Annotated in this window: 24 protein-coding genes and 3 tRNA genes; 12 read left to right on the top strand and 15 right to left on the bottom strand. The window is 64.8% G+C overall.

Going from position 1 to position 24,477, the window contains the following annotated elements:
• Positions 1-99: 99 nt before the first annotated feature.
• The 4 genes from NOM55_RS04995 (at position 100) to NOM55_RS04980 (ending at position 5,710) form a co-directional block, all read left to right on the top strand.
• Positions 100-1,872 carry an ABC transporter substrate-binding protein gene (locus NOM55_RS04995; RefSeq protein ID WP_255907750.1) on the top strand — a complete coding sequence of 591 codons (1,773 nt, stop codon included), beginning with the start codon at positions 100-102 and terminating at the stop codon, positions 1,870-1,872.
• Positions 1,873-1,898: 26 nt separating this feature from the next.
• Entirely contained in the window at positions 1,899-2,837 is a 939-nt protein-coding gene (locus tag NOM55_RS04990; protein ID WP_255907749.1) for an ABC transporter permease, read from the top strand.
• Between the two features lie 4 nt (positions 2,838-2,841).
• Positions 2,842-3,927, top strand: coding sequence for an ABC transporter permease (locus tag NOM55_RS04985; RefSeq protein ID WP_255907748.1), 1,086 nt, complete (start codon positions 2,842-2,844; stop codon positions 3,925-3,927).
• 70 nt (positions 3,928-3,997) lie between these two features.
• Positions 3,998-5,710 (top strand): dipeptide ABC transporter ATP-binding protein, encoded by a 1,713-nt coding sequence (locus tag NOM55_RS04980; RefSeq protein ID WP_255907747.1) that lies wholly within the window; start codon positions 3,998-4,000, stop codon positions 5,708-5,710.
• Here NOM55_RS04980 and NOM55_RS04975 read toward each other — a convergent pair.
• Positions 5,691-6,557 carry a LysR family transcriptional regulator gene (locus NOM55_RS04975; RefSeq protein WP_255907746.1) on the bottom strand — a complete coding sequence of 289 codons (867 nt, stop codon included), beginning with the start codon at positions 6,555-6,557 and terminating at the stop codon, positions 5,691-5,693. The two genes, NOM55_RS04980 and NOM55_RS04975, sit on opposite strands and share 20 nt — an antisense overlap.
• Positions 6,558-6,648: 91 nt before the next feature.
• Here NOM55_RS04975 and NOM55_RS04970 point away from each other — a divergent pair, with 91 nt between their 5' ends.
• Positions 6,649-7,092, top strand: coding sequence for a multidrug/biocide efflux PACE transporter (locus NOM55_RS04970; protein WP_047966675.1), 444 nt, complete (start codon positions 6,649-6,651; stop codon positions 7,090-7,092).
• Between the two features lie 119 nt (positions 7,093-7,211).
• Here the strand turns inward: NOM55_RS04970 and NOM55_RS04965 are convergent, their stop codons facing one another.
• Entirely contained in the window at positions 7,212-7,508 is a 297-nt protein-coding gene (locus tag NOM55_RS04965; RefSeq protein WP_156167992.1) for a hypothetical protein, read from the bottom strand.
• 102 nt (positions 7,509-7,610) lie between these two features.
• Positions 7,611-8,132 (bottom strand): hypothetical protein, encoded by a 522-nt coding sequence (locus NOM55_RS04960; RefSeq protein ID WP_255907745.1) that lies wholly within the window; start codon positions 8,130-8,132, stop codon positions 7,611-7,613.
• A gap of 157 nt (positions 8,133-8,289) precedes the next feature.
• Between NOM55_RS04960 and NOM55_RS04955 the strand changes: the two genes are divergently transcribed.
• Complete coding sequence (locus NOM55_RS04955) at positions 8,290-8,748, top strand: hypothetical protein (protein ID WP_255907744.1); 459 nt, start codon at positions 8,290-8,292, stop codon at positions 8,746-8,748.
• Positions 8,749-8,839: 91 nt separating this feature from the next.
• On the opposite strand, the gene NOM55_RS04950 is transcribed toward NOM55_RS04955, so the two are convergent.
• Entirely contained in the window at positions 8,840-9,124 is a 285-nt protein-coding gene (locus NOM55_RS04950; protein WP_255907743.1) for a YkgJ family cysteine cluster protein, read from the bottom strand.
• Positions 9,124-10,053 (bottom strand): glyoxylate/hydroxypyruvate reductase A, encoded by a 930-nt coding sequence (locus tag NOM55_RS04945; RefSeq protein ID WP_255907742.1) that lies wholly within the window; start codon positions 10,051-10,053, stop codon positions 9,124-9,126. The genes NOM55_RS04950 and NOM55_RS04945 overlap by 1 nt, the downstream gene beginning before the upstream one ends.
• Before the next feature lie 202 nt (positions 10,054-10,255).
• On the opposite strand from NOM55_RS04945, the gene NOM55_RS04940 reads away from it, so the two are divergent.
• A complete protein-coding gene (locus NOM55_RS04940) occupies positions 10,256-10,789 on the top strand; it encodes a GNAT family N-acetyltransferase (protein ID WP_255907741.1) in 534 nt (177 codons plus the stop codon).
• Here NOM55_RS04940 and NOM55_RS04935 read toward each other — a convergent pair.
• The 3 genes from NOM55_RS04935 to NOM55_RS04925 form a co-directional block, all read right to left on the bottom strand.
• Entirely contained in the window at positions 10,782-11,108 is a 327-nt protein-coding gene (locus tag NOM55_RS04935; RefSeq protein WP_255907740.1) for a hypothetical protein, read from the bottom strand. The genes NOM55_RS04940 and NOM55_RS04935 overlap by 8 nt on opposite strands.
• 66 nt (positions 11,109-11,174) lie before the next feature.
• A complete protein-coding gene (locus tag NOM55_RS04930) occupies positions 11,175-11,762 on the bottom strand; it encodes a phage tail protein (protein ID WP_255907739.1) in 588 nt (195 codons plus the stop codon).
• Positions 11,763-12,269: 507 nt separating this feature from the next.
• A complete protein-coding gene (locus tag NOM55_RS04925) occupies positions 12,270-12,698 on the bottom strand; it encodes a GNAT family N-acetyltransferase (protein ID WP_255907738.1) in 429 nt (142 codons plus the stop codon).
• 174 nt (positions 12,699-12,872) lie between these two features.
• On the opposite strand from NOM55_RS04925, the gene NOM55_RS04920 reads away from it, so the two are divergent.
• Positions 12,873-13,001 (top strand): hypothetical protein, encoded by a 129-nt coding sequence (locus NOM55_RS04920; protein ID WP_255348027.1) that lies wholly within the window; start codon positions 12,873-12,875, stop codon positions 12,999-13,001.
• Between the two features lie 38 nt (positions 13,002-13,039).
• Positions 13,040-14,917 carry a tetratricopeptide repeat protein gene (locus NOM55_RS04915; protein ID WP_255907737.1) on the top strand — a complete coding sequence of 626 codons (1,878 nt, stop codon included), beginning with the start codon at positions 13,040-13,042 and terminating at the stop codon, positions 14,915-14,917.
• Positions 14,918-15,119: 202 nt separating this feature from the next.
• On the opposite strand, the gene NOM55_RS04910 is transcribed toward NOM55_RS04915, so the two are convergent.
• Complete coding sequence (locus NOM55_RS04910; RefSeq protein ID WP_255907736.1) at positions 15,120-16,595, bottom strand: YdiU family protein; 1,476 nt, start codon at positions 16,593-16,595, stop codon at positions 15,120-15,122.
• On the opposite strand from NOM55_RS04910, the gene NOM55_RS04905 reads away from it, so the two are divergent.
• Positions 16,594-16,737, top strand: coding sequence for a hypothetical protein (locus NOM55_RS04905; protein WP_255907735.1), 144 nt, complete (start codon positions 16,594-16,596; stop codon positions 16,735-16,737). The two genes, NOM55_RS04910 and NOM55_RS04905, sit on opposite strands and share 2 nt — an antisense overlap.
• Before the next feature lie 124 nt (positions 16,738-16,861).
• On the opposite strand, the gene NOM55_RS04900 is transcribed toward NOM55_RS04905, so the two are convergent.
• Complete coding sequence (locus tag NOM55_RS04900) at positions 16,862-19,159, bottom strand: YgiQ family radical SAM protein (protein ID WP_255907734.1); 2,298 nt, start codon at positions 19,157-19,159, stop codon at positions 16,862-16,864.
• Between the two features lie 278 nt (positions 19,160-19,437).
• On the opposite strand from NOM55_RS04900, the gene NOM55_RS04895 reads away from it, so the two are divergent.
• Both NOM55_RS04895 and NOM55_RS04890 read left to right on the top strand, forming a co-directional pair.
• Entirely contained in the window at positions 19,438-20,187 is a 750-nt protein-coding gene (locus NOM55_RS04895) for an ABC transporter substrate-binding protein (protein ID WP_170152129.1), read from the top strand.
• Between the two features lie 55 nt (positions 20,188-20,242).
• Positions 20,243-21,460, top strand: a complete 1,218-nt coding sequence (locus NOM55_RS04890; RefSeq protein ID WP_255907733.1) for a DUF1615 domain-containing protein — start codon at positions 20,243-20,245, stop codon at positions 21,458-21,460.
• A 105-nt stretch (positions 21,461-21,565) separates the two neighbouring features.
• Here the strand turns inward: NOM55_RS04890 and NOM55_RS04885 are convergent.
• From NOM55_RS04885 to NOM55_RS04865, 5 genes are all read right to left on the bottom strand, one after another.
• A tRNA-Glu gene (locus NOM55_RS04885) sits at positions 21,566-21,640 on the bottom strand.
• A gap of 2 nt (positions 21,641-21,642) precedes the next feature.
• A tRNA-Arg gene (locus NOM55_RS04880) sits at positions 21,643-21,719 on the bottom strand.
• 5 nt (positions 21,720-21,724) lie between these two features.
• A tRNA-Ser gene (locus NOM55_RS04875) sits at positions 21,725-21,818 on the bottom strand.
• Positions 21,819-21,875: 57 nt separating this feature from the next.
• Positions 21,876-23,108: an aspartate kinase gene (locus tag NOM55_RS04870; RefSeq protein ID WP_255907732.1), complete on the bottom strand. Its 1,233-nt coding sequence runs from the start codon at positions 23,106-23,108 to the stop codon at positions 21,876-21,878.
• A 325-nt stretch (positions 23,109-23,433) separates the two neighbouring features.
• A complete protein-coding gene (locus tag NOM55_RS04865; RefSeq protein WP_255907731.1) occupies positions 23,434-24,420 on the bottom strand; it encodes a serine/threonine protein kinase in 987 nt (328 codons plus the stop codon).
• Between the last annotated feature and the right edge of the window lie 57 nt (positions 24,421-24,477).

Raw genomic sequence — 24,477 nt, 5'->3', positions numbered from 1 at the left:
GTTTGCTTTACCCTTGGCCGCAACCGCACCGCCCGGCCGCACCACGCGCGCAAAAGCCGGCATTTGTTGCCAGAATAGAAAGAAACCCGAGGAGCCGACATGAACCAACACGCCCTGCTGGCCACCCTGGCCGCCCTGGTGCTGCTGCCGGCGCAGGCCGCCGACATGAACAAGGTGCTGCGCGTAGCGCTGAACGCACCGGAAACCGGCTTTGATCCGGCCAAGGTCTCCGACCTGTACTCCAGTACCGTCACCGAGAACATCTTCGATCCGCTGGTCACCTACGACTACCTGGCACGGCCGGCGAAGCTGATTCCCAATACCGTCAGCGCGCTGCCCACCATCTCCGCCGACGGCAAGGTGTACACCTTCCGCCTCAAGCCCGGCATCCATTTCGCCGCCGATCCGGCATTCAAGGGCAGGAAGCGCGAGCTGACCGCCGCCGACTACGCCTACAGCATCAAGCGCCACCTCGACCCCAGCATCCACTCGCCGTGGAGCTTTCTGGTCGACGGCCGCTTTGTCGGCGGCAACGAACTGGTGAAGGCCGCCGGCAAGGGCGCGCTGAACTACGACGCGCCGCTGGCAGGCATCAAGGTGCTCGACCGCTACACGCTGCAGCTGACGCTGACCGCCACCAATTTCAATTATCTGCCGATCCTGGCGATGCCGGCGTTCGGCGCGGTGGCACGCGAGGTGATCGAGGCCAACCGCGACAACACCAACGCCCACCCGGTCGGCACCGGCCCCTATTTGCTGAAGGAGTGGAAACCGGGCAGCAGGATCGTGTTGGAGGCCAACCCGGGCTTTCGCAAGCTGGTGTTCAATGCCACGCCGGGTAACGACCCGGTAGACAAGGCGGTGGTGCAGGCGCTGCAGGGCAAGACCCTGCCGCAGGTTGGCCGCATCGAGATCTCCGTCATCGAGGAAGAACAGCCGCTGTGGCTGTCCTTCCTCAACCGCCAGCTGGACGTCAGCGGCATCCCGCAGGCCGCGCTGCAAAGCGCGCTGGTGATCGACCCGAAAAACCCGCTCAAGGTGCGGCTGGCCGAGCAGTACGCGCGGCAGGGCATCCAGCTGCAGCGCCAGCTGCTGCCGGAGGTCACCTTCCACTTCTTCAACATGCAGGACCCGGTGGTCGGCGGCGACAGCAAGGACAAGATCGCGCTGCGCCGCGCCATCGCGATGTCGTTCCCGGTCAGCGAGGCCATCGCCAGCATCCGCCGCGGCCAGGCGGTGCCGATGAACTACATCGTGCCGCCCGGCGTGGCCGGCCACAACCCGGCCTTCCGTGGCGCACCGAAGTACGACCCGGCGGCGGCCAACGCGCTGCTGGACCGCTTCGGCTATCGCGTGGGCGCAGACGGCTACCGCACCCGCCCGGACGGCAAGCCGCTGGCGATCGAGCTGGCCTGCGGCACCAGCGCGCTGGACAAGCAGTGGAACGAGTACTGGCAGAAGACCTTCGACACGCTGAAAATCCGCCTTGGCTTCAGGCAGGGCAAGTGGAACGAGCTGTCCAAGGCCAACCACCAGGGCAAGCTGCAGATGTGGGGCATGGCCTGGGGCGCCGACTACCCGGACGGCGAGAACTTCATGCAGCTGCTGTACGGCAGGAATGCCGGCGACTCCAACGCCGCCGATTTCAAGAACGCCGACTACGACCGCCTGTTCGAAGCGTCGCTGAAGCTGCCGCACGGCGCAGAGCGCAACCAGCTGTACGACGCGATGAACAAGATCGTGGTGGCGCAGCAGCCGTGGATCTTCGGCGACATCCGCATGCGCAGCACGCTGGCGCACTCGTACGTGAAGGGACTGAAGCTGCACCCGCTGCTGAACACCAGCTGGCGCTACCTGGACCTGCAGAAATGAACGGCCGCGCGGCCGGAGGATAAATCATGCTGGCTTATATCGTCCGCCGCGTGTGGCAGATGGTGCCGACGCTGTTCGGCGTGATGCTGCTGCTGTTCGTGCTGTTCAACTGGGTGGGCGGCGATCCGTCCTACATCCTCGCCGGCAAGAACCTCAGCGCGGAGGCGCTGGCCGGCATCCGCCAGCAGCTGGGGCTGGACCTGCCGCTGCCGCAGCAGTTCCTGATCTTCGTGCGCCAGGTGCTGACGCTGGACTTCGGCACCTCGTGGTCGACGCAGCAGCCGGTGTCGGCGCTGCTGCACAGCCGCATCGGGCCGTCGCTGCTGCTCACCGGCAGCATCCTGCTGCTGGGCACCGTGCTGGCGATAGCCATCGCCGCGCTGGTCGCCTACCTGCGCGGCAGCGTCACCGACCGGCTGGTAACGCTGATCGCCACCTGCGCGATGTCGGTCAGCGCGCTGGTGTACATCATCGCCGGCCAGTACTGGCTGGCGTTCAAGGGCGGCTGGTTCCCGATCATGGGCTGGAGCGACAGCACGCTCGACAACCTGCTGCACTACCTGCCGCTGCCGCTGCTGCTGGGGGTGATCGTCGGCCTGGCGCCGGACATCCGCTTCTACCGCAGCTGCTTCGTCGAGGAACTGGGTCACGACTACGTGCGCACCGCGCGCGCCAAGGGCCTGTCCGAGCCGGTGATCATGCTCAAGCACGTGCTGCGCAACGCGATGATCCCGGTGGTGACCTCGCTGATGATGTCGCTGCCTTACCTGATGATGGGCGCCATGCTGCTGGAGACCTTCTTCGGCATCCCCGGCATGGGCAAGGAAGTGGTGATGGCGGTGGAGCGCAGCGATTTTCCGGTAATCAAGGCGATCACCATCTACATCGCGCTGGCCACCATGCTGTTCAACCTGCTGACCGACATCGTTTACAAGCTGATCGACCCGCGCGTGCAGCTACACTGACACCATGCCCCACACCTCTACTCCGCCGCCTGCGGCCCAGCACCACCACAACAGCCTGACGCGCATCGGCTGGCGCCGCCTGCGCCGCGACCGCATCGGCTTTAGCGCGCTGTGCATCGTCGGCGCCTACCTGCTGCTGGCGCTGGCCGCCTGGAGCGGCCTTATCGCCAGCCACTGGCAGGACGAGGTCGCCCATCCCTACGCGCCGCCGACGCTGTTCGCCGGCGCCGCGCCGCACCATGTCGAGCTCAACGCCGCCGACATCGACGCCGCCGACCGCCGCGCCACCAGCGCCGCCGCGCTGGACAGCAGCGGCGCCACCGGCCTGTCCGCCAGCGAGGACCCGTTGGCGGCCGATCTCGCCGCCGCCCAGCAGCAGTCCGCACAGTACCGCAGCACCGAGCAGACCAGGGCCGACAGTCTGCCGCTGGGCGCCGACCAGCGCGGCCGCGACGTGCTGCAAAAGCTGCTGCAAGGCAGCGCCACTTCGCTGCAGGTCGGCATCACCGGCGCGCTGCTGGCACTGACCATCGGCACCGTGCTCGGCGCGCTGTCCGGCTACTTCGGCGGCCTGCTCGATGACCTGCTGATGTGGGGCTACAGCGTGTTCACCTCGGTGCCGGACATGCTGCTGCTGCTGGCGTTTGCCGCGGTCAGCGGTCGCGGCATCGGCACCGTGGTGCTGGTGATGGCATTCACCAGCTGGACCGGCACCTTCCGCCTGATGCGCGCCGAGTTCATCAAGCACAAGGGCCGCGAGTACGTGCGCGCTGCCGACGCCATCGGCGCCGGTCACGGCCGCCGCATGTTCCACCACATCCTGCCCAACGTCAGCCACCTGCTGCTGGTGCAGTTTTCCATGCTCACGGTGGCGCTGATCAAGTACGAAGCGATCCTGTCCTTCCTCGGCTTCGGCGTCGGCGTCACCCAGGTCAGCTGGGGCGCGATGCTGGCCGAGGCGCCGGCCGAGCTGCTGCAGGGCTACTGGTGGCAGATGCTTGCCGTCACCCTGTGCATGTCGCTGCTGGTCACCGCGTTCTCGCTGCTCAGCGACAGCCTGCGCGACGCGCTCGACCCCAAAGTGAAATAGCCCCCAAAAGTGAAATAGCCCCGACAATGAAACAGGCATCCAACGTGAACCAGGTCCCGAAGGTGACATCGTGACCCCCTCCCCGCCCCTGCTCAGCGTGCGCAAGCTGCGCGTCAGCTTCCGCGACGAACACGGCCACGGCGCCGAAGCGGTGAAAGGCATCAGCTTCGACATCCCGGCCGGCAAGACCGTGGCGCTGGTCGGCGAATCCGGCTCCGGCAAGTCGGTGACCGCGATGGCGATCACCCGGCTGCTGCCGGAGCACGGCTGCCACATCGCCGCCGACAGCGAGATCCTGTTCGACGGCCGCAACCTGCTCACCGCCAGCCGCAGCGAGCTGCGCAGCCTGCGCGGCGGCGACATCGCCATGGTGTTCCAGGAGCCGATGAGCTCGCTCAATCCGGTGTACAGCGTCGGCGAGCAGATCATCGAGACGCTGATGCTGCACACCAGGGTTGGCCGCAAGGCGGCGTACCAGCGCGCGGTGGCGCTGCTGAAGGAAGTCGGCCTGCCGACGCCGGACCGCAAGATGAGCAGCTACCCGCACCAGCTGTCCGGTGGCCAGCAGCAGCGGGTGATGATCGCGATGGCCATCGCCTGCGAGCCGAAGCTGCTGATCGCCGACGAGCCGACCACCGCGCTGGACGTCACCATCCAGCAGCAGATCCTGCAGCTGTTGGCCGGGCTGCAGAAAAAGCACGGCATGGCGGTGCTGTTCATCAGCCACGACCTGGAGCTGGTCGGCCAGTTCGCCGACGAGGTGGTGGTAATGCACCACGGCAGCATCCACGAACACGCGCCGGTGCAGCAGATCTTCGAGGCGCCGCAGGACCCCTACACCAAGGCGCTGCTGCGCTGCCGCCCGCACCTGGCACAGCGCCCGGCGCGGCTGCCGGTGATCAAGGACTTCCTCGGCGACAGCTGCTACTTCGAACCACCGCAACGCCAGCGCGGCTACCAGGCGGACGACCGGGTGATCCTCGAGGTGCAGGGCCTCTGCGTCGACTACCACAGCCGCCACGGCTGGTTTGGCGGCCGCCACAGCCAGCGCGCGGTGGACGAGGTGTCGTTCACGCTGATGCGCGGCCGCACGCTGGGCATCGTCGGCGAATCCGGCTGCGGCAAGAGCACGCTGGGGCTGGCGCTGATGCGGCTGCAGCAGGCCAGCGCCGGACGGGTGCTGTTCGAAGGCGAGGACATGCTGGCGCTGACGCCGCGCCAGCTGCGCGACTACAAGCGCCGCATCCAGATCGTGTTCCAGAACCCGTACGCCTCGCTCAACCCGCGCTTCTCCGTGGCACAGATCCTGACCGAGCCGATGCTGCTGCACGGCATCGGCTGCGATGCGGCGGAGCGGCTGCAGCTGGCCGGCGACTGGCTGGAGCACGTCGGGCTGCCGCGCAAGGCACTGGCCAAGTACCCGCACGAGTTTTCCGGCGGCCAGCGCCAGCGCATCGCCATCGCGCGCTGCCTGACCATGCACCCGGAAATCCTGATCTGCGACGAATCCGTGTCGGCGCTGGACGTGTCTGTGCAGGCGCAGGTGCTCAACCTGCTGCAGGCGCTACAGGACGAACTGGGGCTGTCCTACCTGTTCATCTCGCACGATCTGGCGGTGGTGAAGCACCTGTCCGACCAGGTGCTGGTGATGCAGCATGGCCGCTGCGTGGAGCTGGCCGACGCCGACACCCTGTACGCCGCGCCGCAGCACCCGTACACCCGCCAGCTGCTGGACGCCATTCCGCAAGGTTGGCCGCACTGCATCAAGCCGCGGGTGGCGTGAGCAGACGCTGCAACACCCACGCCGCGGCGGCGCCCAGCGGCCGCGGCCGCGCCCACACCGCGTCGATACGCTGCCGCCGCGGCCAGCCGGCCACCGGCAAGGCCTGCAGGCCGGTGCCGTAGCGCGCCACCAGCCAGTCCGGCAGCTCCGCCCAGCCGAAGCCGTGCAGCGCCATTTCCATCAGCAACAGGTAACTGGGCGCCGACCAGCACAGGCCGCCGTTGTCCGCTACCGGGCTATCCTGATAGGTCTTCAGCCGCAGCTCGCGATGCTGGCGCAATGCCGCCGCGGTCACCGTATCCTGCCGCGCCAGCGCGTGGCTGGCCGCGACATACAGCGCGGTGTCGGCCGGGCGCGGCAGGCTGCAGCTGGCGATGTCGGCCGGGTAGCCGGCCAGCGCGGTGAGCAGGCCCAGCTGCGCGCGGCCGCTCTGCAGCAGCGCCAGCACGTCCTCCTGCTCGCCGACCAGGCACTCCAACTCCAGCGTCGGAAAGCGCTCGGCAAACTCGGACAGCATCGCCTCGAAGTCGCCGGTGTGGAAGGTGTCCGACAGCACCAGCGTCAGCCGCGGCTCCAGGCCGCCGGCCAGCAGCTGCGCTTCCAGCTGCAGCGTGTCCTGCGCCGCCAGCGTCTGCCGCGCCGCCGGCAACAGACGCTGCCCGGCGGCGGTGAGCTGCGGCTGGCGTCCGACACGCTCGAACAGCGTGACGCCGAGGTCGATCTCCAGGTTGGCGATGGTCTCGCTGATGGTGGACTGGCGCTTGCCCAGCCGCCGCGCCGCCGCCGAGAACGAGCCCAGCTCCGCGGCCAGCACAAACGCGGCAATCGCGTCGGCAGAGATGAACATATCGGTTTCTCCGATGGATGCTAGCTGTTATCGAGCAGAAAAACCTATCACACTGGCCATCAATCCGATAGCACAAGAAAGGTTGGCCGCAATGATGACCCCCGACAAGACACTGCGTGAACGGCTGTTGCATGCCGTGCTGTACGAGGTGTGCGCGATGGCGCTGCTGGTGCCGCTGGGCAGCTGGCTGCTCGATGCCGGACTCGGCCACGTCGGCGTGCTGGCGCTGCTGATGTCCAGCATCGCGATGAGCTGGAACATGCTGTTCAATGCGCTGTTCGAACGGCTGGAGCGGCGCGCCGGCTGGCAGCGCACGCCGCTGGTGCGCAGCGTGCACGCCATCGCCTTCGAGGGCGGGCTGGTGTTCCTGTGCGTGCCGGTGGCGGCGTGGTGGATGGCGATCAGCTACTGGCAGGCGTTTTTGCTCGATGTCGGCATCCTGCTGTTCTTCCTGCCCTACACCTATGTCTTCAACTGGTGCTACGACCATGCCCGCGCGCGGCTCTTGGCACGCCGGCTGAGTCCGCAGGGCTGAAAATGCGCACTCTGTATCACGCGCTTTTCGCCACAATGCGGCCAACCTTGATCTCGTTTATCGTCGGAGATAAGCACTACGGGCCAACTTGTCATGTGGAATTCCGCTTGGCCCAAAGATTAGGTTCTAACAACGCGGACATCGTGTTGCCACCCTTTCAGCTCGCACCATTGATTTGCAAAAGCCACCACGTCTTCAAGACGGTCATCAATATGCGCCGTGGTGATACAGAAAGCCTCAGTATTTTCGCGCACCTCCAGCTTCACACACAGCCAATCCACCCCATCTTCCCAACTCCCCGCGTAAGGACCGACAACAGATAACAGGTCAGGCGCTTCCTCCAAAAGTGAACGCAAAAACGCTTCACTCTCGTCAGAGTAAGGTGCACTCGGAACTAAAACGATGCATTTAGACATAGGGACTCCTAACGTTTCATCGGCAACAACCCACAATGCCAGCCCACCCCGTGGTGGCGACGCTCAAGACCCGGCGTAGTTGAGTAAAGCGATAAGGTAAAGCTAACGCTCCGGCAGCAGGTGGATGCCGTCAAAGCAGAGATGGTGGCTCAGCTCGCGCAGGATCAACAGCCGGGCGGCAAACTCGCCGTCCGTCGGCAGCCCCTCCAGCGCCGCCGGACGCCCCTGCACCACCTCGGCAAAGCGGCCGAAGGTGAACTCCAGCTGCGCGGTGGACAGCCACAGCGTGCCGCTGCCGTGCACGCCGGCCTGGGCGGCCAGTGCACGCAGCGCGCCATCCTGGCTGTACAGCCGCGATGCCGGTGCCAGCTGCGCCCGTGCCGGCGCCAGCGCGTCCTCCACCGTCATGATCGCCAGCTCGATTTCCGCTGCCGTCGGTGGCTGGTGGCGGAAGTGCTGCTGCGCGGTGCGGCGGTAGCCCAGCGGCAGGCTCAGCAGCCGCGGCGGCGCGCTACCGCTGCCGCTGGCCAGCCGGGTTTCGTCGCCATCCAGCAGCAACAGGGTGAGGGCGCTGCCCGCCGGCAACTGCTGCTGCAGCCGGGCATAGAGAGGAAGAAGGGACATGTGGCACACCGGCAAACGCGTGACGATACGACGATGTTACGCCGCCGGCGCCGACACTGGCTAGCCGCTGCCGCACGCCGAGTCACAGGCCGACAACGCCGCCGCCATGGGCTATGGTAAGGGAGGCTCTTGCCACACTTCCGGAAAGGAATCGACGATGAACTCCCCCCTACTCCTCGCCGCCATGGCGCTGTCGCTGCTGGCAGGCTGCGGCGGCTACGGTCACGGCCCTCGCCACGCGCAGGGCGGCATGCCCATGCCGCAGGATGGCGCGATGATGCAACACGATGGCATGCATAGCGGCATGGCGATGATGCCGCCGGCGATGTTCCGCGGCGGCATGCTGATGGCGCACGGCGGCAAGACGCTGTACAGCTTTGACCGGGATCAGGCCGGCAGCAGCGTATGCTACGGCGACTGCGCGATGAAATGGCCGCCCTACCTCGCCCCGGCCGGCGCCAGCGCCAGCGGCGACTACGGTCTCAGCAACCGCAACGACGGCAGCCGGCAATGGACCTATCGCGGCAAGCCACTGTACTTCTGGTCCGGCGACCAGAAGCCGGGCGACATGATGGGCGACAATATCGGCAATGTCTGGCACGTGGTGCGCCCGTGACGTGACAGTGATGCCTCTCGCGCGCAAGCTTGGCCGCAGCGCTGTTCGGCCGCGGCCTGCGCCGGCCGGCCGGCTGGCGGTGCCGGTGCCACTAGCGCGCCGGGAACAACGGAATCAGCTTGCGCTGCTCCAGGCAATCCGGCTCGCCTTCCTGATAGTCGGCGCAGATCCATGGCCGCACCGCGTAGATGGTGCACAGCATGGTCTGCCGGTCCAGCGCCGCACACCAGCCGTCGTCCAGCCGCAGCATCACGTGGCCGCCCCACTGGTCCTGGGTGACAAAGCGGTCCGGCACGTCGTCGTCGCCGGCGATCAGCATCACCTCCAGCCGGCAACAGCAGGCGCGGCAGCTGTCGCAACGGATCTGCTGCGCCATCAGTAGCCGCGCTCGCGCAGCACCTGCCCCGGCGCCGCGTCCCCCGCCGCCAGCCGCTCAAGGTTGGCCGCAATCTGGCGCACGGCCTCCTCGCGCAGGGTGATGGCGGCGATGTGCGGCGTCACCGTCACCGCCGGGTGTTGCCACAGGCGATGGCCATGCGGCAGCGGCTCGCTGGCGAACACGTCCAGCTGCGCACAGCGCAGATGGCCGCTGTCGAGCAGCGCCAGCAGCGCGTCCTCGTCCAGCAGGTCGCCACGGCCGGCGTTGATCAGCATCGCGCCTGGCGGCAGTGCGGCCAACCTTTGCGCATTCAGCAGGCCCTGCGTCTGCGGCGTGGACGGCAGCACGCAGGCCAGCACCTCGCTGCCGGCCAGCAGCGCGGCCAGGCCGTCGTCGCCGTGCAGGCAAGTCACGCCCGGCAGCTGGCGCGGCGAGCGGCTCCAGCCGCTGACCCGGTAACCGTCGGCGGCCAACGCCTGCGCCACCGCGCTGCCGATCTCGCCCAGCCCCAGCACGCCGACGCGCACCTCGGCCGGCAGCTTCGGCGCCAGCATCTTCCACACCCCCGCCGCCTGCTGGCGGCGATAGACATCCATGTGCCGCTGGTAGGACAGCACGCCGAAGCGGATGTACTCGCTCATCTGCTGCGCCATACCGCCATCGAGCAGGCGGTAGATCGGCACGCCGGTGGCCAGATCGTCGCGCGCCAGCAGCTTGTCGACGCCGGCGCCGAGCGCGAACACCGCCTGCAGATTCGGCAGCCGGGCAAACAGCGCCGGCGGCGGCCCCCAGGTAATCACGTACTGCACCGCCTCCGGCTGCGTCATCTCATCCAGACTGATGAACTGATGCTGCGGCAGCGCGGCGCGGAACAGCTCGAGATAGGCGGCAACTTCTTTGGCACTGGGGGTGTGGATCAGGATCATGATGCAATTTCGATAAAGGACCGACGACCATCTTACTGTGGATAGCCGGTGGCGGACAGCGCTTGGCATCGCCGGAGACACAGGCAAGTGCGGGCAATACCCTGCTGTATTACTGTCGCAAACCGTGTGCTTTCTATCTAATATGCATTATATGTAATAAGCAAAAACAGGCGCTAACCCGCCACCAAAGAGGAAAGTTCACATGTTGAATCTGATGTCTTCAAGCGCTGTAATCCGCCTGCGCGCCGCCACACCGCATGATCAGTCCTTCATTGCCCACGTATTTCGTAGCGCACGACCAGACCTGCAATACATCGACGGTGATACTGATCTGATTGAGTCGGTAATCGAGCTACAACAGCGCGTGCTGCAGCAGGGCGCCGGCGAGGCCCATCCCAATGCCATGCATTTCATCGCCGAACTTCATGACAGCCCTGCCGGAGTCGCGCTGGTAGATTTCGGTCACAACGAAGTACACATCATCTTCCTGGCCATGCTGCCACAGCTGCGCGGTAAGGGTTATGGCCGCACCGTGCTGCAAAGCCTGCAGCAGGCGGCCTGGAAAGTATCCACACCGCTAAGCGTCGTGGTATGGCATAGCAATCAGGCGGCACTCCGGCTGTACCAGGCACTGGGCTTTGTCGTGGCCGAGCGCAGCGTCATGGCCGACAAGCTGGTGTGGTACCCAGAGCGGGATCCGGCTCTGTCGCCAGCACCAGCGGTGGCGATCAGTTGAACGGCAACTGGAAATAGGCGAAGGCCGGGTCACGCCCGGCCGGAATGACGCGGCCAAGCCATACTTCGTGCAGCACCTGCGCCGGCAACCCCGCCTGCGCTGGCAGTGCAAGCCTCCCCACGGCATCACCCACCCCTATATCCTGCGTGGAAGCCAGCTCCACCACAAACGGCACCCGTTTACCAGTAGGAACCTGGGCTCGCGGGCGCAGGCGTACCGCCTGTATCTGCAGTTCCAACACCGGGTGCTGCTCGCAGTGAAAGTAGCAGCACTGCCCCAGCAAAGGCATGAAATCATCGGCACAAATCTTAGCCAGCATGGCAACCCCCTCTTTGGCATCAACAAAACGGCCAAGGCATAACCGATGCCCTGACCTGCCTGCAGTTTACGGACGTACCGGATACAAACCGTTGATGGCAATACAGAAATTCAGCGCCAGGAAAGGATTGAGCACACTAACCGCCGCACCGTTGCCGGTCGAGTCAGTTGCGCCGGCGATCGAGAGTCCCTGTACCGCAACCGGACTATTCAGTGCAGTGGACCAGATGCTGGCCAGCCCGGTGCCCGCACCGGAGGCACCAAGATAGCAATTGCTGCTACTGGGCGCGCTGGCTGGCGTGGCAGGGGTCGGCACGCCAGCCGCATTGAACGCAACCTTCATGGCTGTTCCGCCATGGGTGTGCGGCGGCAGGTTGTTGCTGTTGAGCGTAACGTTCTGCTGACCACCGGTCTGGCCGGGGTTGTAGGCTGGCAGGTTGGATGCCGGCTGCGCCGGACCGGTACCGATGGGCATGCGCCCAGAGAGATTGGGCAGCTTGAAATTCTGTGATGCAGTTCCGCCGTAAATGACACCCAACAGGGAATACAGCGCTTCATATTGCGAAACCTGGTAAGTCTGTCCCTGGCATAGTGCCCAGTCCTGCGGTGCATAGTTGAAGCCGAAAACCGTGATCGTACCCATGTAGGCGTCCATATGCTCTCCTGGAAGTGAGGCCGGCAACGATACCGGCACAAACAGCAAATACATAAAATATATATTTGCACCCAAATTGAGTTGCCAATGACAAATAACTTGGAGATTCTGTTCTAGGCAACAATTCCGGAAAATCAAGTGGCATATTAATTTACATAGACACTATCCGATATTCATCAACACCGAAGATGCTCACGGGGCTAACCCATGGCAGTGGGTAACAAGCAGCATGCCATCCGGCCAGGGCAGGACGCTGCAGCCGCTTTTCCTGGATGTCAGGCAGCACGCGCATCAAGCAGGCGTCGCACCGACGCTGGCAAAAGGTTGGCCGCAAACCATGATGGCTTGCGGCCAACCTTTCATACCGCACTCGCGTTGCGGCGTGGATAAAGCCTGTAGCAGATCGGGCCTGCTTCGCTATGGATGCCTACCACTAGCTAGCCGACAAGCCCGAGGACACCGGATGCGCGCCGCGCAGCCGAGCTGCATTGCCATACGGCTAAAATCTCAATCGGCCAGACACTTTTTCAGGTAAAGCCGCTGGTGCCCCGGCGGGCAGTCGTCCAGCACCCCCATCAGCTGGTAGCCCAGCTTGTGATAGAAGTCCGGCGCCTGGAAGCTGTAGGTGTACAGGAACACGCCGACGCAGCCGCGACGGCGCGCCTCCTCCTCCACCTGCGCCATCAGCCGTGCGCCCAGGCCGGCGCCGCGCTGCGCGGCGTCCAGCCACAGGTAGTCCACGTACAGCCAGCCCATACCGGAGTGGCCGAACAGGCCGCCGACCACCGCGCCGCCCTCGTCGCGCGCGTACAGTTCGACATCCTGATAAGCGTAATCGCCGATCTGCCCGACGTTGAAGGCCTTGAGGCCCTGCTGGACGACCGCGCGCGCCTGCGGATCGGCGCCAAGGCTGAACTGGAAACTGTGCTGCGACATGAGCGGACTCCCGAGTGATGGAGCCGCCAGTCTAGCGATAATCCACCACCGGGCGCGAGGCGGCGTGCCCGCATCGATACGGCACTGTCCCAAACAGGCGGCCAACGTTGGCCAGACAGCAAGCGGCACACACCGGCATCCGGCAAAGCCATCCTGAACTTGCTGGTGGGTAAGGTGGCACAGGGCGCCGACACCCGGCTTGTGTTGTGGGTGCTGACCATGCAAGGCATCAACCAGGATCAAACGGCAAAGTGCCGCTTTGTTGCCGAAAAGCGGCGCTTTGCCATTCTGCTGCTGGCATAATCCAGCCTCATCGCATAACCGTTGCCGCGCATCCCATCATGGCCTCATTCCTTCGCCTGCTTGTCCTTAGCCTGCTGTTCAGTCTTGCCCTCCCCGCCGCTGCCAACGAAAAGTTCGGTCAGGTTGAGCTCGATGCGCAAAAGGAACTGCTGCAACTGAAGATCGACAGCAGCCGCGAGCTGACCCAGAAGGATGTCGACAGCCTGAAGAACCGTATCGAGGCGCTCGATGAACGGCTGGACGATCAGAACAACCGCGTCGGCGATATTGGGCAGGCGGTAGACCGGTTTGCGGTAATCACCGGGATTGCGGGGCTGGTAGTGACGCTGCTGCTCGCCCTTGTCGGCTTGATTGGCTATCTTTCCGTCACCCGACAAGCCAAAGAAGAGGCCAAGACGGCCAGCCGGCAATGGTTCGATAGCAACCATGAAGACTTGCTCGCACAAATTGATGAACTGAAGAAAAAAGCGGTGCAGGGTCATCAGGCTATTGAGCACTCGGTAAACGAGGTGGTGCAAAAGCGCGATGCTGCCATCACGCAAATGCAGGAAAGGATGAAGACGTCTGTTGAAGACGGCGCGCCCATCAACCGAGACGAGGAAGCCGCACTGCGTCAAAGCGCAGAAGACATCAGGGCCAAACCGGAAGCCAGTTATTCTTTTGATGACTGGAATACCCGGGCCTTCGACGCTTACCACGCCAAACAATACGAAGATGCCGCGCTGTACTGGAAACACGCGAGCAGCATCCCCAATGCAGGTGCGGCCAACTCGGCGCAGGCCCTTCTTAATCGCGCGCTCACTTTGCATCAGCTGAAACGCCATGCCGAAGCAGGCACGGCCTACCAGCAGCTGATCGACACCTATTCGTCCGACAACACACCTGCCATCCGCGAACAGGTCGCCAAGGCTATGGTCAATACGGGGGTTAGCTTAGGAGAAATGCAGAAGCCGACTGAGGCCATCGCCACCTACAAGCAGCTAATCGCCACTTACTCGTCCGACACCACCCCCGCTATCCGCACACAAGTGGCTGGGAGCATGCTCAATATGGGAATTGCCCTCGGAGAAATACAGCAGCCGGACGAAGCCATCGCCACCTACCAGCAGCTGATTGACTCTTATTCGTCCGACAATATTCCCCTCATCCGCGAGCAAGTCGCCAAGGCCATGCTCAGCATGGGGATCACCCACGGACAAATGCAGCAGCTGGGCGAAGCCATCGCTAGCTACCAGCAGCTGATTGACTCTTATTCGTCCGACAATACTCCCGCCATCCGCGAACAGGCCGCCAAGGCCGTGCTCAATATGGGAATCACCTTCGGACAAGTGCAGAAGCCGAACGAAGCCATCGCCACCTACCAGCAGCTGATCGCCACTTACTCGTCCGACAATACCCCTGCCATCCGCGAGCTGGTCGCCAAGGCCATGCTCAATATGGGAATCGTTCTCGGACAAATGCAGCAGCCCGCCGAGAAAATAGCCATCTACCGGCAGCTGATCACCACTTACTCGTCCGACACTACCCCAGCCATCCGCGAGCAGGTCGCCATTGCCCTTAACAGCAAAGGCTTTGCTGCTCTAATGAAAGCCAAGAACGCGTGGCAGAACAGGGAGCAAGCCCTATCCCTGCTGAGCGAAGCGCACAACGATCTGCTTGCAAGCCTCGAACGACGTACGGATTGCGGCATGACCCGCGGCAATCTTGCCTATGTACAGTGGCTGCTCGGCGAAACACTGGCAGCCGAAAACAGTTTCCGTAGCGCATTGGCCGCCCCCCAGGATAGTGGCGAGGAGCTATACCACGGCACAGTGGCTGACATTGAGCAGCATACGATTGCGGAAGACGAAGGCTTCCGGGCCATGATCGAGCGGCTGTGGGCCGAGCATCAAGCCGCGAAGTCCAGCGGGGACTGACCACGCCGTAACACGCGGTTGGCAACTGACTGAAAATCCTGGCAACGGATCACCGGAATCAGCAGCGGACTCCGATCAGCACCACAAAAGCCCAAGCAAACCACCGCAGCACCCGCCCAATAACAAGGTTGGCCGCAAACCATGACGGTTTGCGGCCAACCTTCATTCATTGATCAGATCAATCAGTGTTATCCGGCCAAGGTCACGTCCCGCAGAAAGTACGATAGCCGGCCACCAGCTCCGCCGCCGCCGGCAGCGCGTAGCGTTCCAGTCCGTCACGCTCGGTGAACGGGTCGGCCAGCACGTCCAGCAGCCGCAGTGTCAGGCTCATGTCGCCGTGCTCGCTGGCGGCGGCCAGTGCTTCTTCCACCAGATGATTGCGCGCGATGTACAGCGGATTGAGCGCGCGCATCGCGCTAGCGCGTGTGGCGGCCGGCTGCGGCTCGGCGGCGAGGCGTTGCTGCCAGCGCGCGAGCCACGGCTGCAACGCGGCCGGATCGGCGAACTGTGCGGCCAACCTGGCGCCGTCGCCGTCCACCGCGTCGGCGAGGTAGCGCCAGCAAAGGGTGAAGTCCGCCTGCTGCGCCTTGAGCAGCACCAGCCAGTCGTCGGCCAGCTGCTGGTCGTCGTCCTCTGCCGTGTAGAGGCCGAGCTTGCGTCGCGCCTGCGCCAGCCACTGTTCGCGGTAATGGTCGACAAAGCGGTGAATGACCTCGGTGGCCTGCGCCACTGCCTGTTGCTGCGATTCGGCGTCCAGCAGCGGCAACAGGGTCTCTGCCAGCCGCGCCAGGTTCCACTGCGCGATGGCGGGCTGGTTGCCGTAGGCGTAGCGGCCGCGCTCGTCGATGGAGCTGAACACGGTGGCCGGGTCATAGGCGTCCATGAACGCGCACGGGCCGTAGTCGATGGTTTCGCCGCTGATGGTCATGTTGTCGGTGTTCATCACGCCGTGGATGAAACCGGCGTGCATCCACTGCGCAATCAGCCGCGCCTGGCGCCGGCACACCGCGTCGAGGAAGGCAAGATAAGGGTTGGCCGCACCCAGCAGCGCCGGATCGTGGCGGCGGATGGCGTAGTCGGCCAGCTGCTGCAGCGCGTCCTCGTCCTCGCCGTTGGCGAAGTATTCGAAGGTGCCGACGCGCAGGTGGCTGGCGGCGACGCGGGTCAGCACCGCGCCGGGCAGCGGCCGTTCACGCGACACGGTCTCGCCGGTGGCCACCACCGCCAGCGCGCGGGTGGTGGGGATGGCCAGCGCCTGCATCGCCTCGCCGATGATCAGCTCGCGCAGCATCGGCCCCACCGCCGCCTTGCCGTCGCCGCGACGCGAGAACGGGGTGCGCCCGCTGCCCTTGAAGGCGAGGTCGCGACGTTGGCCGCGGCTGTCGATCACCTCGCCCAACAGCAGCGCGCGGCCGTCGCCCAGCGTCGGCGAATAGCCGCCAAACTGGTGGCCGGCGTAGGCCTGCGCGATCGGCTGTGCGCCATCCGGCAGCACCGCGCCGGAGAACTGGGCAGCCAGCGTTTCCGTGGCGATATCTGCGCTGTCCAGCCCCAGTTCCTGTGCCAGCGCGGCGTTCCAGTACAGCAGCCGCGGCTGCGGCGGGGTGGCCGGTTGCCATGGCACCGCGTGTTGCGGCAGGTCGCGGGCGTAGCTGTTATCGAAGGCGATGAGGGGCATGATCTGGCTTTCTGGCGATAAAAACCTGTTTACGATCTCGCGAGCTCACGCGAGACAGGGCAAAAACGGCGGAGGAAGCGGCGTTTATCCGGAGATAAACCAGCATGCCGAAGGCGTTTTTAACGCCGTATCGCCCCATTGATATCAGTGGCAGCAGATCGTAAACAGGTTTCAAGACTGATGGGGGTTCGACCGCGCCGCGGCGGCAAGGTGCGCCGTGCGCGGCAGCAAAAAGCCGCCCCGGGGGGCGGCTACGGTGATGCAGGTTAACGGCTGCGGCCAACCTTGCTGCCCGGTTTGGCGCCGCCACCGCCACGACCGGTGTTGGGCTTGGCCGCGGCGGGCTTGCCGGCTGGCGCCTTGGCGGTGGCCGGTTTGGCGCTGGCGGTGAAGGTCTTGCCGCTGCCACGCGGGCTGCCGGCCGGGGCGCGCTGGCCCTGCGGCTTGCCACGGCCCAGCGGCGGCTGGCCGAAACGATGGCGCGCGGCGGCGGCCTTGTCGCCCGGCGGCGTCGGCGGGATCAGGCACTGCTTGCTGTGGCCGATCAGGTCGCCACGCCCCATGTCGATCAGCGCGTCGTAGATGATCTGCCAGTTGTCCGGGTGGTGGTAGCGCAGCAGCGCCTTGTGCAGCTTGCGGCGATAGCCGTCGCGCACCACGTCCACCTTTTCCGAGCTGCGGGAGAGGCGCTTCAGCGGGTTGCGGCGGGTGTGCCACATGGTAGTGGCCATCGCCATCGGCGTCGGGGTGAAGGTCTGCACCTGGTCGAGGCGGAAGTTGTTCTTCTTCAGCCACAGCGCCAGGTTGACCATGTCTTCGTCGCTGGTGCCCGGGTGGGCGGCGATGAAGTACGGAATCAGGTACTGCTCCTTGCCGGCCTGGCGGCTGAAGCGCTCGAACAGCTCCTTGAACTTGTCGTAGGCGCCCATGCCCGGCTTCATCATCTTCGACAGCGGGCCTTCTTCGGTGTGTTCCGGCGCGATCTTCAGGTAGCCGCCAACGTGGTGCTGCACCAGCTCCTTGATGTACTCCGGCGATTTCACCGCCAGGTCGTAGCGCAGGCCGGACTGGATGTTGATCTTCTTGATGCCCGGCAGCGCGCGCGCCTTGCGGTACAGCTGAATCAGCGGGCCGTGGTCGGTGCCGAGGTTCTCGCACACGTCCGGATAGACACAGGACAGCTTGCGACAGGAACGCTCGATCTTCGGGTCCTTGCAGCTCAGGCGGTACATGTTGGCGGTCGGGCCACCCAGATCGGAAATGTGGCCGGTAAAGCCCGGCGTCTTGTCGCGGATCTCCTCGATCTCTTTCAGGATCGATTCTTCCGAGCGGCTCTGGATGATGCGGCCCTCGTGCTCGGTAATGGAGCAGAAGGTACAGCCGCCGAAGCAGCCGCGCATGATGTTGACCGAGTACTTGATCATCTCCCACGCCGGGATGTGGGCATCGCCGTAGCTGGGGTGCGGGTTGCGGGCGTAGGGCGCGCCGAACACGAAGTCCATTTCCTCGGTGGTCAGCGGGATCGGCGGCGGCGTCAGCCACACGTCGCGCGTGCCGTGGCCCTGCACCAGCGCGCGGGCGTTGCCGGGGTTGGATTCCAGGTGCAGCGTGCGGCTGGCGTGCGCGTACAGTACCGGGTCGTGCGCTACCGCCTCGTAGGACGGAATGCGGATCACGGTCTTGGCGCGTTCGGCGCGGCGCTTGGCCAGGCGCTCCTCGCGCGACTCGATGCGGATCACCTGCGGCTTGGCCGCATCGTTGCCGGCGGTAGCCTTGGCCGCCTGTTCCGGAATCTCTTCGTACGGGTTGAGGTGGACATCGACCTTGCCCGGCACGTCGACCACGCTGGAGTCCATCTCCTGCCACTCTTCATCCGGCAACCAGCCGTGCGGCACCACGAAGGCGGTACCGCGGATGTCGCGCATCTCGGACAGCTTCTCGCCGCGCGAGGCGCGGTGGGCGATCTCCACCAGCGCGCGCTCGGCGTTGCCGTACAGCAGGATGTCGGCCTTGGAGTTCACCAGCACCGACGGGCGCACCTTCTCGCTCCAGTAGTCGTAGTGGGCGATGCGGCGCAGCGATGCCTCAATGCTGCCGATCATTACGCCGACACCGGGATAGGCCTCGCGGCAGCGTTGCGCGTACACCGTCACCGCGCGGTCCGGGCGCTTGTTGGCCTCGGCGTGCGGGGTGTAGGCGTCGTCGGAGCGCGGGCGGCGATCGGCGGTGTAGCGGTTGATCATCGAGTCCATGTTGCCGGCGGTGACGCCGAAGAACAGGTTGGGCTTGCCCAGCTCGCGGAAGGCGTCGGCGCTGTTCCAGTCCGGCTGCGCGATGATGCCGACGCGGAAACCCTGCGCCTCCAGCAGCCGTCCGATCAGCGCCATGCCGAAGCTCGGATGGTCGATGTAGCAGTCGCCGCTGACAATGATGATGTCGCAGGAATCCCAGCCCAGCTCGTCCATCTCGGCGCGGCTCATCGGCAGGAACGGCGCGGTGCCGAAGCGTTGCGCCCAGTATTTGCGGTAACTGTTGATCGGTTGTGGTGCGGCAGGAAGCGTCATCGTGGCAGGTATTCCGTGTAAGACCGCGCATTGTGCCAGAAAGCGGCGCGGCTTTCACCTGAAAAAGGCTTTTTTTTCATTGACATAGCGTTGCAATACCCATAAAAAAGTTACGGCTTTTGCCACGCCCGGGTGCTGGCAGAACAGGCTGTTCTGCCGGCGGCGACCAGCGCCGACCATTCATCTGGCTGGCGGAAGGTGTAGCATGAAAGTGGCGGCGGCAATTGACGCGGCCAATCACTCAGGCAAATGTCATTACCTAGTCCAGGATGCACCCCATGAGCCGTCATTACCGTCTGCTGCCCGCCGTGCTGTTGAGCCTGTATCCAACGTTGGCCGCAGCGCAGGTGCTGAACGTCGCCTTCGGCGAATCGCTGGAGCCGTACGTGATGCCGCAGCAGGCATCCGGCATCGAGGTGGAGATCATCCGCGAGGCATTGCGCGCCGAGGGGCTGGGCATGCAGCCGGTGTTCATGGCGCAGAAGCGGCTGCCGCTGGCACTGAAAAACCCGCGCATCGACGCCATCGCCACCATCCGCCCGGATTCCGGGCTGAAGGCGGCCTATTCCGAGCCCTACGTCTACTACGAGGATGTCGCCGTCACCCTGCGCAGCCGCAACCTGCAGCTGCGCGAGGTGGCCGAGCTGGGCAAGTACAGCATCTCCGCCTTTCCGCTGGCGACGCAGTACCTGGGCGCCGAGTTCGCGCGCATGGCGGCGAACAATCCACGCTACGGCGAGACCGGCAACCAGGTCGACCAGAACCGGCTGCTGTACCGCCACCTGATCGACGTGGTGGTCGCCGACCAGCGCATCTTCAAGTACATGAACCAGCGCGTGGTCAGCGATTTCCGCGAGGTGGTGCAGCCGGTCAGCTACCACCTGCTGTTCGAGAAGCTGCCCTACCGCGTCGCCTTCCGCTCTGCCGCGCTGCGCGACCGCTTCAACCGCGGGCTGGCCACGCTCAACGGCAACGGCCTGTACCAGCAGATCCTCAACCGCTTCCAGTACGCCGACAGCGTCGACTGAACGGCGGGCAGTTACGCTAGAATCTGCCCTTTGCCGATTAGCGGAACACCGTGCCATGAGATCGCTGTTTTTCCCTGTTGTCCTGCTGTCGCTGCTGGGCGGCTGCGCCAGCCACACCCCGGCCCCAGTAGCCACGCCGTTCCCGCTGCTAAGCCAGCAGGACGGCCTGGCCGAGCCGGCCTCGGCGCCGGTTGCCACCGTACCGGTAATCACCCCGAGCATCCCGCCCAGCGTGGCGCCACCGAAAAAGGCGACCCTGCCGCCGGCGCAGCTGCTGGACAAGCTGCTGCCGACCTACGTCAAGCCGCGCAGCGGCTGGCGCGACGACATCGTCAACGCCATCGGCGCGCTGCAGCTGCCGCCGACGGCGGAGAACTTCTGCGCGGTGATCGCGGTGATCGAGCAGGAATCGACCTTCCAGGCCGACCCGGTGGTGCCGGGCCTGCCGGCCATCGTGTGGAACAAGATAGAGGAAAAGGTCGCCGGTTATCACATCCCGCTGCCACTGGTGAAGGCGGCGCTGCTGAAACCGTCGCCGACCGGCGAGAGCTACAAGTCGCGCATCGACGGCCTGCGTACCGAGCGGCAGATGAACGACCTGTTCGAGGACATGGCGGCCGAGGCCGGCAAGCTCGGCCTGCCGGTGGGCATGAAGAACCCGATCCGCACCGCCGGCACCATGCAGGTCAGCGTCGATTTCGCCCAGGGCCACATCCGCGCCTGGCCCTATCCCTACCGCTACCAGGGCAGCCTGCGTGACGAGGTGTTCAGCCGCCGCGGCGGCATCTACTTCGGCACCGCCAACCTGCTGCACTACCCGGCCGGCTATCGCGACATGGTGTACCGTTTCGCCGATTTCAACGCCGGCCGCTACTCCAGCCGCAATGCTGCCTTCCAGCTCGCGGTGGCGCAGCTGAGCGGGCGCCAGCTGGCACCGGACGGCGACCTGCTGCGCTACCGCGACGGCCTGCCCTCCGGCGAGGCCAGCAGCACCGAGCGCGCGCTGTACCAGATGAGCCAGCGCCTGGGGCTGAGCGACAGCGCCATCCTGCGCGACCTGAAACAGGAAAAGAACAGCAGCTTCAGCCAGAGCGCGCTGTACCAGAAGGTGATGGCGCTGGCCGACCAGCAGCTGGGGCGCAAGGTGGCGCGCGAGGCGTTTCCGCAGATCCGGCTGAACAGCCCGAAGATCACGCGCAAGCTGACCACCGAGTGGTTTGCCAAACGCGTCGGCTGGCGCTACGACAACTGCCTGAAGCGCAGCCCGCTATAAACGGCAAAAGCCCACCGCAACACGGTGGGCTTTTTTGCGGCCGGCACACACCGGCGGCAGACAAAACAAAAACACCACCCGAAGGTGGTGTTTTTGCTTGAATCCTGGCGTCCCCACGGGGAATCGAACCCCGGCCGCCGCCGTGAAAGGGCAGTGTTCTAACCGCTAAACTATAGGGACTATGGTGCACCCGGAGCGATTCGAACGCCCGACCCTTTGGTTCGTAGCCAAATACTCTATCCAACTGAGCTACGGGTGCAGTGCTGGCGGAGAAAGAGGGATTCGAACCCTCGATACAGGTTTAAGCCCGTATGCTTCCTTAGCAGGGAAGTGCCTTCGACCTCTCGGCCATTTCTCCGTCAAGCGAGGCGCCATAATACTAACGAAGGCGCCTACTGTCAAGCTCTAGTGCCAATTAATTGGCAATTGCCTGGTCCAGACCGAAGGCCTTGTGCAACACGCGCACCGCCAGCTCCAGGTACTTCTCGTCGATCAGCACCGATACCTTGATCTCGGAAGTGGAGATCATCTGGATGTTGATGCCCTCTTCCGCCAGGGTGCGGAACATGGTGGAGGCGATGCCGCAGTGCGAGCGCATGCCGACACCGACGATGGACACCTTGGCCACCTTGTCGTCGGCGTCGATCTTGGCGGCGCCGATGTGGGTCTGCACGTCGCGCAGCACGCCCATGGTGCGCGGGAACTCGCCACGCGGCACGGTGAAGGAGAAATCGGTGGTGCCGTTTTCGCCGACGTTCTGGATGATCATGTCGACTTCAACGTTGGCATCGGCGATCGGGCCCAGGATCTGGTAGGCGATGCCCGGCTTGTCCGGCACGCCCTTGACGTTGATGCGTGCTTCGTTACGGTCGAACGCGATACCGGCAACTACGGCCTTTTCCATATTCTCATCTTCCTCAAACGTAATCAGTGTGCCCTCGCCCTCGTCTTCAAAGCTGGAGAGCACGCGCAGGCGTACCTTGTACTTGCCGGCGAACTCCACCGAGCGGATCTGCAGGATCTTGGAGCCCAGCGACGCCATCTCGATCATCTCTTCGAAGGTGATGGTCTTCAGGCGGCGCGCTTCCGGCACCACGCGCGGGTCGGTGGTGTAGACCCCGTCCACGTCGGTGTAGATCTGGCATTCGTCGGCCTTCAGTGCCGCCGCCAGTGCCACCGCGGAGGTGTCGGAGCCGCCACGGCCCAGCGTGGTGAGGTTGCCCTGCTCGTCGATGCCCTGGAAGCCGGCCACGACGACCACGCGGCCTTCGTTGAGGTCGCCACGCATCGCGGCTTCGTCAATCGACTGGATGCGGGCCTTGTTGAAGGCGCTGTCGGTAACGACACGCACCTGCCAGCCGCAGTAGCTCTTGGCCTCGACGCCGATTTCCTTCAGCGCCATGGACAAGAGGCCGATGGTGACCTGTTCGCCGGTAGAGATGATTACATCGAGTTCGCGCGGATCGGGCTGATCCTGGATTTCCTTGGCCAATGCGATCAGGCGGTTGGTTTCCCCGCTCATGGCGGATACGACAACCACCACATCATGTCCCTGGGCTTTCCATTTGGCGACACGGCGGGCCACGTTCTTGATGCGCTCCGGGGAGCCCATCGAGGTACCGCCGTACTTTTGTACGATAAGTGCCATGTTATGTTTTCTTGATAGGGTTTTGGATGTCGAGCGATGATTCTTGCCTGATCTGGCACAGAAATGCAAGCCGCCGCGCCGCAAAAAACACGCCCTGTCCCGCAGTGCAGCAAGCCGTGCCGCAACCGTGCGCGACCGCGGCCATTCCGGGGTCAAAAAAACCCGCCGGAGGGCGGGTTCAGAACGTGTTCACGATCTCGCACGCTCACGCGAGACAAGCTGAAAACAGCTGAGGAAGCGGCGCCTGGCTGGAGATAAACAAGCCTACCGAAGCCGTACTCACCGCGTCACGTTTCACGACGCGCAGCAGATCGTGAACAGGTTCTCAGACGCAGAGCGGCGCCTCGCGCATCGCCTCCAGCTGCTGTTGCAGTTCGACAATGCGCTCCTGCCAGTACTGCGCGGTATCGAACCACGGAAAGGCGACGACAAAGGCCGGATCCTCGCGCCGCCGCGTCAGCCACGCGCTGTAGTGCAGCAGGCGCAGCGTGCGCAGCGCTTCCAGCAGGTGCAGCTCGCGGCGGTCGAAATCGCAGAAGTCCTCGTAGCCGACGATCAGCTCCAGCAGCTGCGCCTGTTGCTGTGCGCGGTCGCCGCTGAGCAGCATCCACAAGTCCTGCAGCGCCGGCGCCATGCAGCTGTCGTCGAGATCGACGAAGTGCGGCCCCTCCTGCGTCCACAGGATGTTGCCGACGTGACAGTCGCCGTGCACGCGGCGCCAGCTGATGTCGCCGGCGCGGTCGAAGGCGCGGCGCACCTCGTCCAGCGCCTGCCGTGCCGCCTGCTCGTAGGGGGTGGCCAGGTCGTAGGGCAGCTGCGCCTGTTCCTGCACGCAGCGCAGCGAGGCCTCGCCATAGCTGTCGAGGTCCAGGGTTGGCCGCAAGTGGTAGGGTGTCACCGCGCCGTGCGCGTGCAGGCGGCCGAGCAAGCGCCCCAGCCAGGCGAGGGTGTCCGCGTCGTCCAGCTCCGGCGCGTGGCCGCCGCGGCGCGGGAACAGCGCGAGACGGAAATCCTGGTAGTGGTGCAGCGTGCGGCCGCCGAAGGCCAGCGCCGTCACCACCGGGATGTCGCGCTCGGCCAGCTCGGCGGCGAAGTCGTGCTCCTCCTGGATCTGCGCGTCGCTCCAGCGCTCCGGGCGATAGAACTTCGCCACCAGCGGCGTGCCATCCTCGATGCCGATCTGGTAGACGCGGTTTTCGTAGCTGTTCAGCGCCAGCAGGCGGCCGTCGCAGCGCAGGCCGAGGCTTTCCACCGCGTCGAGCAGGAAATCCGGGGTCAGGCGCGAAAAGGGGTGCAGGGAGTTGGCTGTCATGGCCGGCATTATAAGGTGCATGGCGCGATGCTTTGCGATTTGTCGGCCAGCCTTTAC

Source organism: Vogesella sp. AC12 (genome assembly GCF_024437575.1).
Lineage (GTDB): Bacteria > Pseudomonadota > Gammaproteobacteria > Burkholderiales > Chromobacteriaceae > Vogesella > Vogesella indigofera.
This window is presented reverse-complemented; position numbering and strand designations above follow the sequence as displayed.

Coding starts and splice junctions, on each gene's coding strand:
- NOM55_RS04905 (WP_255907735.1), top strand. CDS start 16,594: ATGATCTGGCTTTCTGGCGATAAAAACCTGTTTACGATCTCGCGAGCT.
- NOM55_RS04965 (WP_156167992.1), bottom strand. CDS start 7,508: ATGTCTAAATGCATCGTTTTAGTTCCGAGTGCACCTTACTCTGACGAG.
- NOM55_RS04995 (WP_255907750.1), top strand. CDS start 100: ATGAACCAACACGCCCTGCTGGCCACCCTGGCCGCCCTGGTGCTGCTG.
- NOM55_RS04865 (WP_255907731.1), bottom strand. CDS start 24,420: ATGACAGCCAACTCCCTGCACCCCTTTTCGCGCCTGACCCCGGATTTC.
- NOM55_RS04925 (WP_255907738.1), bottom strand. CDS start 12,698: ATGTCGCAGCACAGTTTCCAGTTCAGCCTTGGCGCCGATCCGCAGGCG.
- NOM55_RS04890 (WP_255907733.1), top strand. CDS start 20,243: ATGAGATCGCTGTTTTTCCCTGTTGTCCTGCTGTCGCTGCTGGGCGGC.
- NOM55_RS04900 (WP_255907734.1), bottom strand. CDS start 19,159: ATGACGCTTCCTGCCGCACCACAACCGATCAACAGTTACCGCAAATAC.
- NOM55_RS04910 (WP_255907736.1), bottom strand. CDS start 16,595: ATGCCCCTCATCGCCTTCGATAACAGCTACGCCCGCGACCTGCCGCAA.
- NOM55_RS04950 (WP_255907743.1), bottom strand. CDS start 9,124: ATGGCGCAGCAGATCCGTTGCGACAGCTGCCGCGCCTGCTGTTGCCGG.
- NOM55_RS04940 (WP_255907741.1), top strand. CDS start 10,256: ATGTTGAATCTGATGTCTTCAAGCGCTGTAATCCGCCTGCGCGCCGCC.
- NOM55_RS04975 (WP_255907746.1), bottom strand. CDS start 6,557: ATGTTCATCTCTGCCGACGCGATTGCCGCGTTTGTGCTGGCCGCGGAG.
- NOM55_RS04960 (WP_255907745.1), bottom strand. CDS start 8,132: ATGTCCCTTCTTCCTCTCTATGCCCGGCTGCAGCAGCAGTTGCCGGCG.
- NOM55_RS04985 (WP_255907748.1), top strand. CDS start 2,842: ATGCCCCACACCTCTACTCCGCCGCCTGCGGCCCAGCACCACCACAAC.
- NOM55_RS04915 (WP_255907737.1), top strand. CDS start 13,040: ATGGCCTCATTCCTTCGCCTGCTTGTCCTTAGCCTGCTGTTCAGTCTT.
- NOM55_RS04955 (WP_255907744.1), top strand. CDS start 8,290: ATGAACTCCCCCCTACTCCTCGCCGCCATGGCGCTGTCGCTGCTGGCA.
- NOM55_RS04930 (WP_255907739.1), bottom strand. CDS start 11,762: ATGGACGCCTACATGGGTACGATCACGGTTTTCGGCTTCAACTATGCA.
- NOM55_RS04970 (WP_047966675.1), top strand. CDS start 6,649: ATGATGACCCCCGACAAGACACTGCGTGAACGGCTGTTGCATGCCGTG.
- NOM55_RS04990 (WP_255907749.1), top strand. CDS start 1,899: ATGCTGGCTTATATCGTCCGCCGCGTGTGGCAGATGGTGCCGACGCTG.
- NOM55_RS04870 (WP_255907732.1), bottom strand. CDS start 23,108: ATGGCACTTATCGTACAAAAGTACGGCGGTACCTCGATGGGCTCCCCG.
- NOM55_RS04895 (WP_170152129.1), top strand. CDS start 19,438: ATGAGCCGTCATTACCGTCTGCTGCCCGCCGTGCTGTTGAGCCTGTAT.
- NOM55_RS04945 (WP_255907742.1), bottom strand. CDS start 10,053: ATGATCCTGATCCACACCCCCAGTGCCAAAGAAGTTGCCGCCTATCTC.
- NOM55_RS04935 (WP_255907740.1), bottom strand. CDS start 11,108: ATGCTGGCTAAGATTTGTGCCGATGATTTCATGCCTTTGCTGGGGCAG.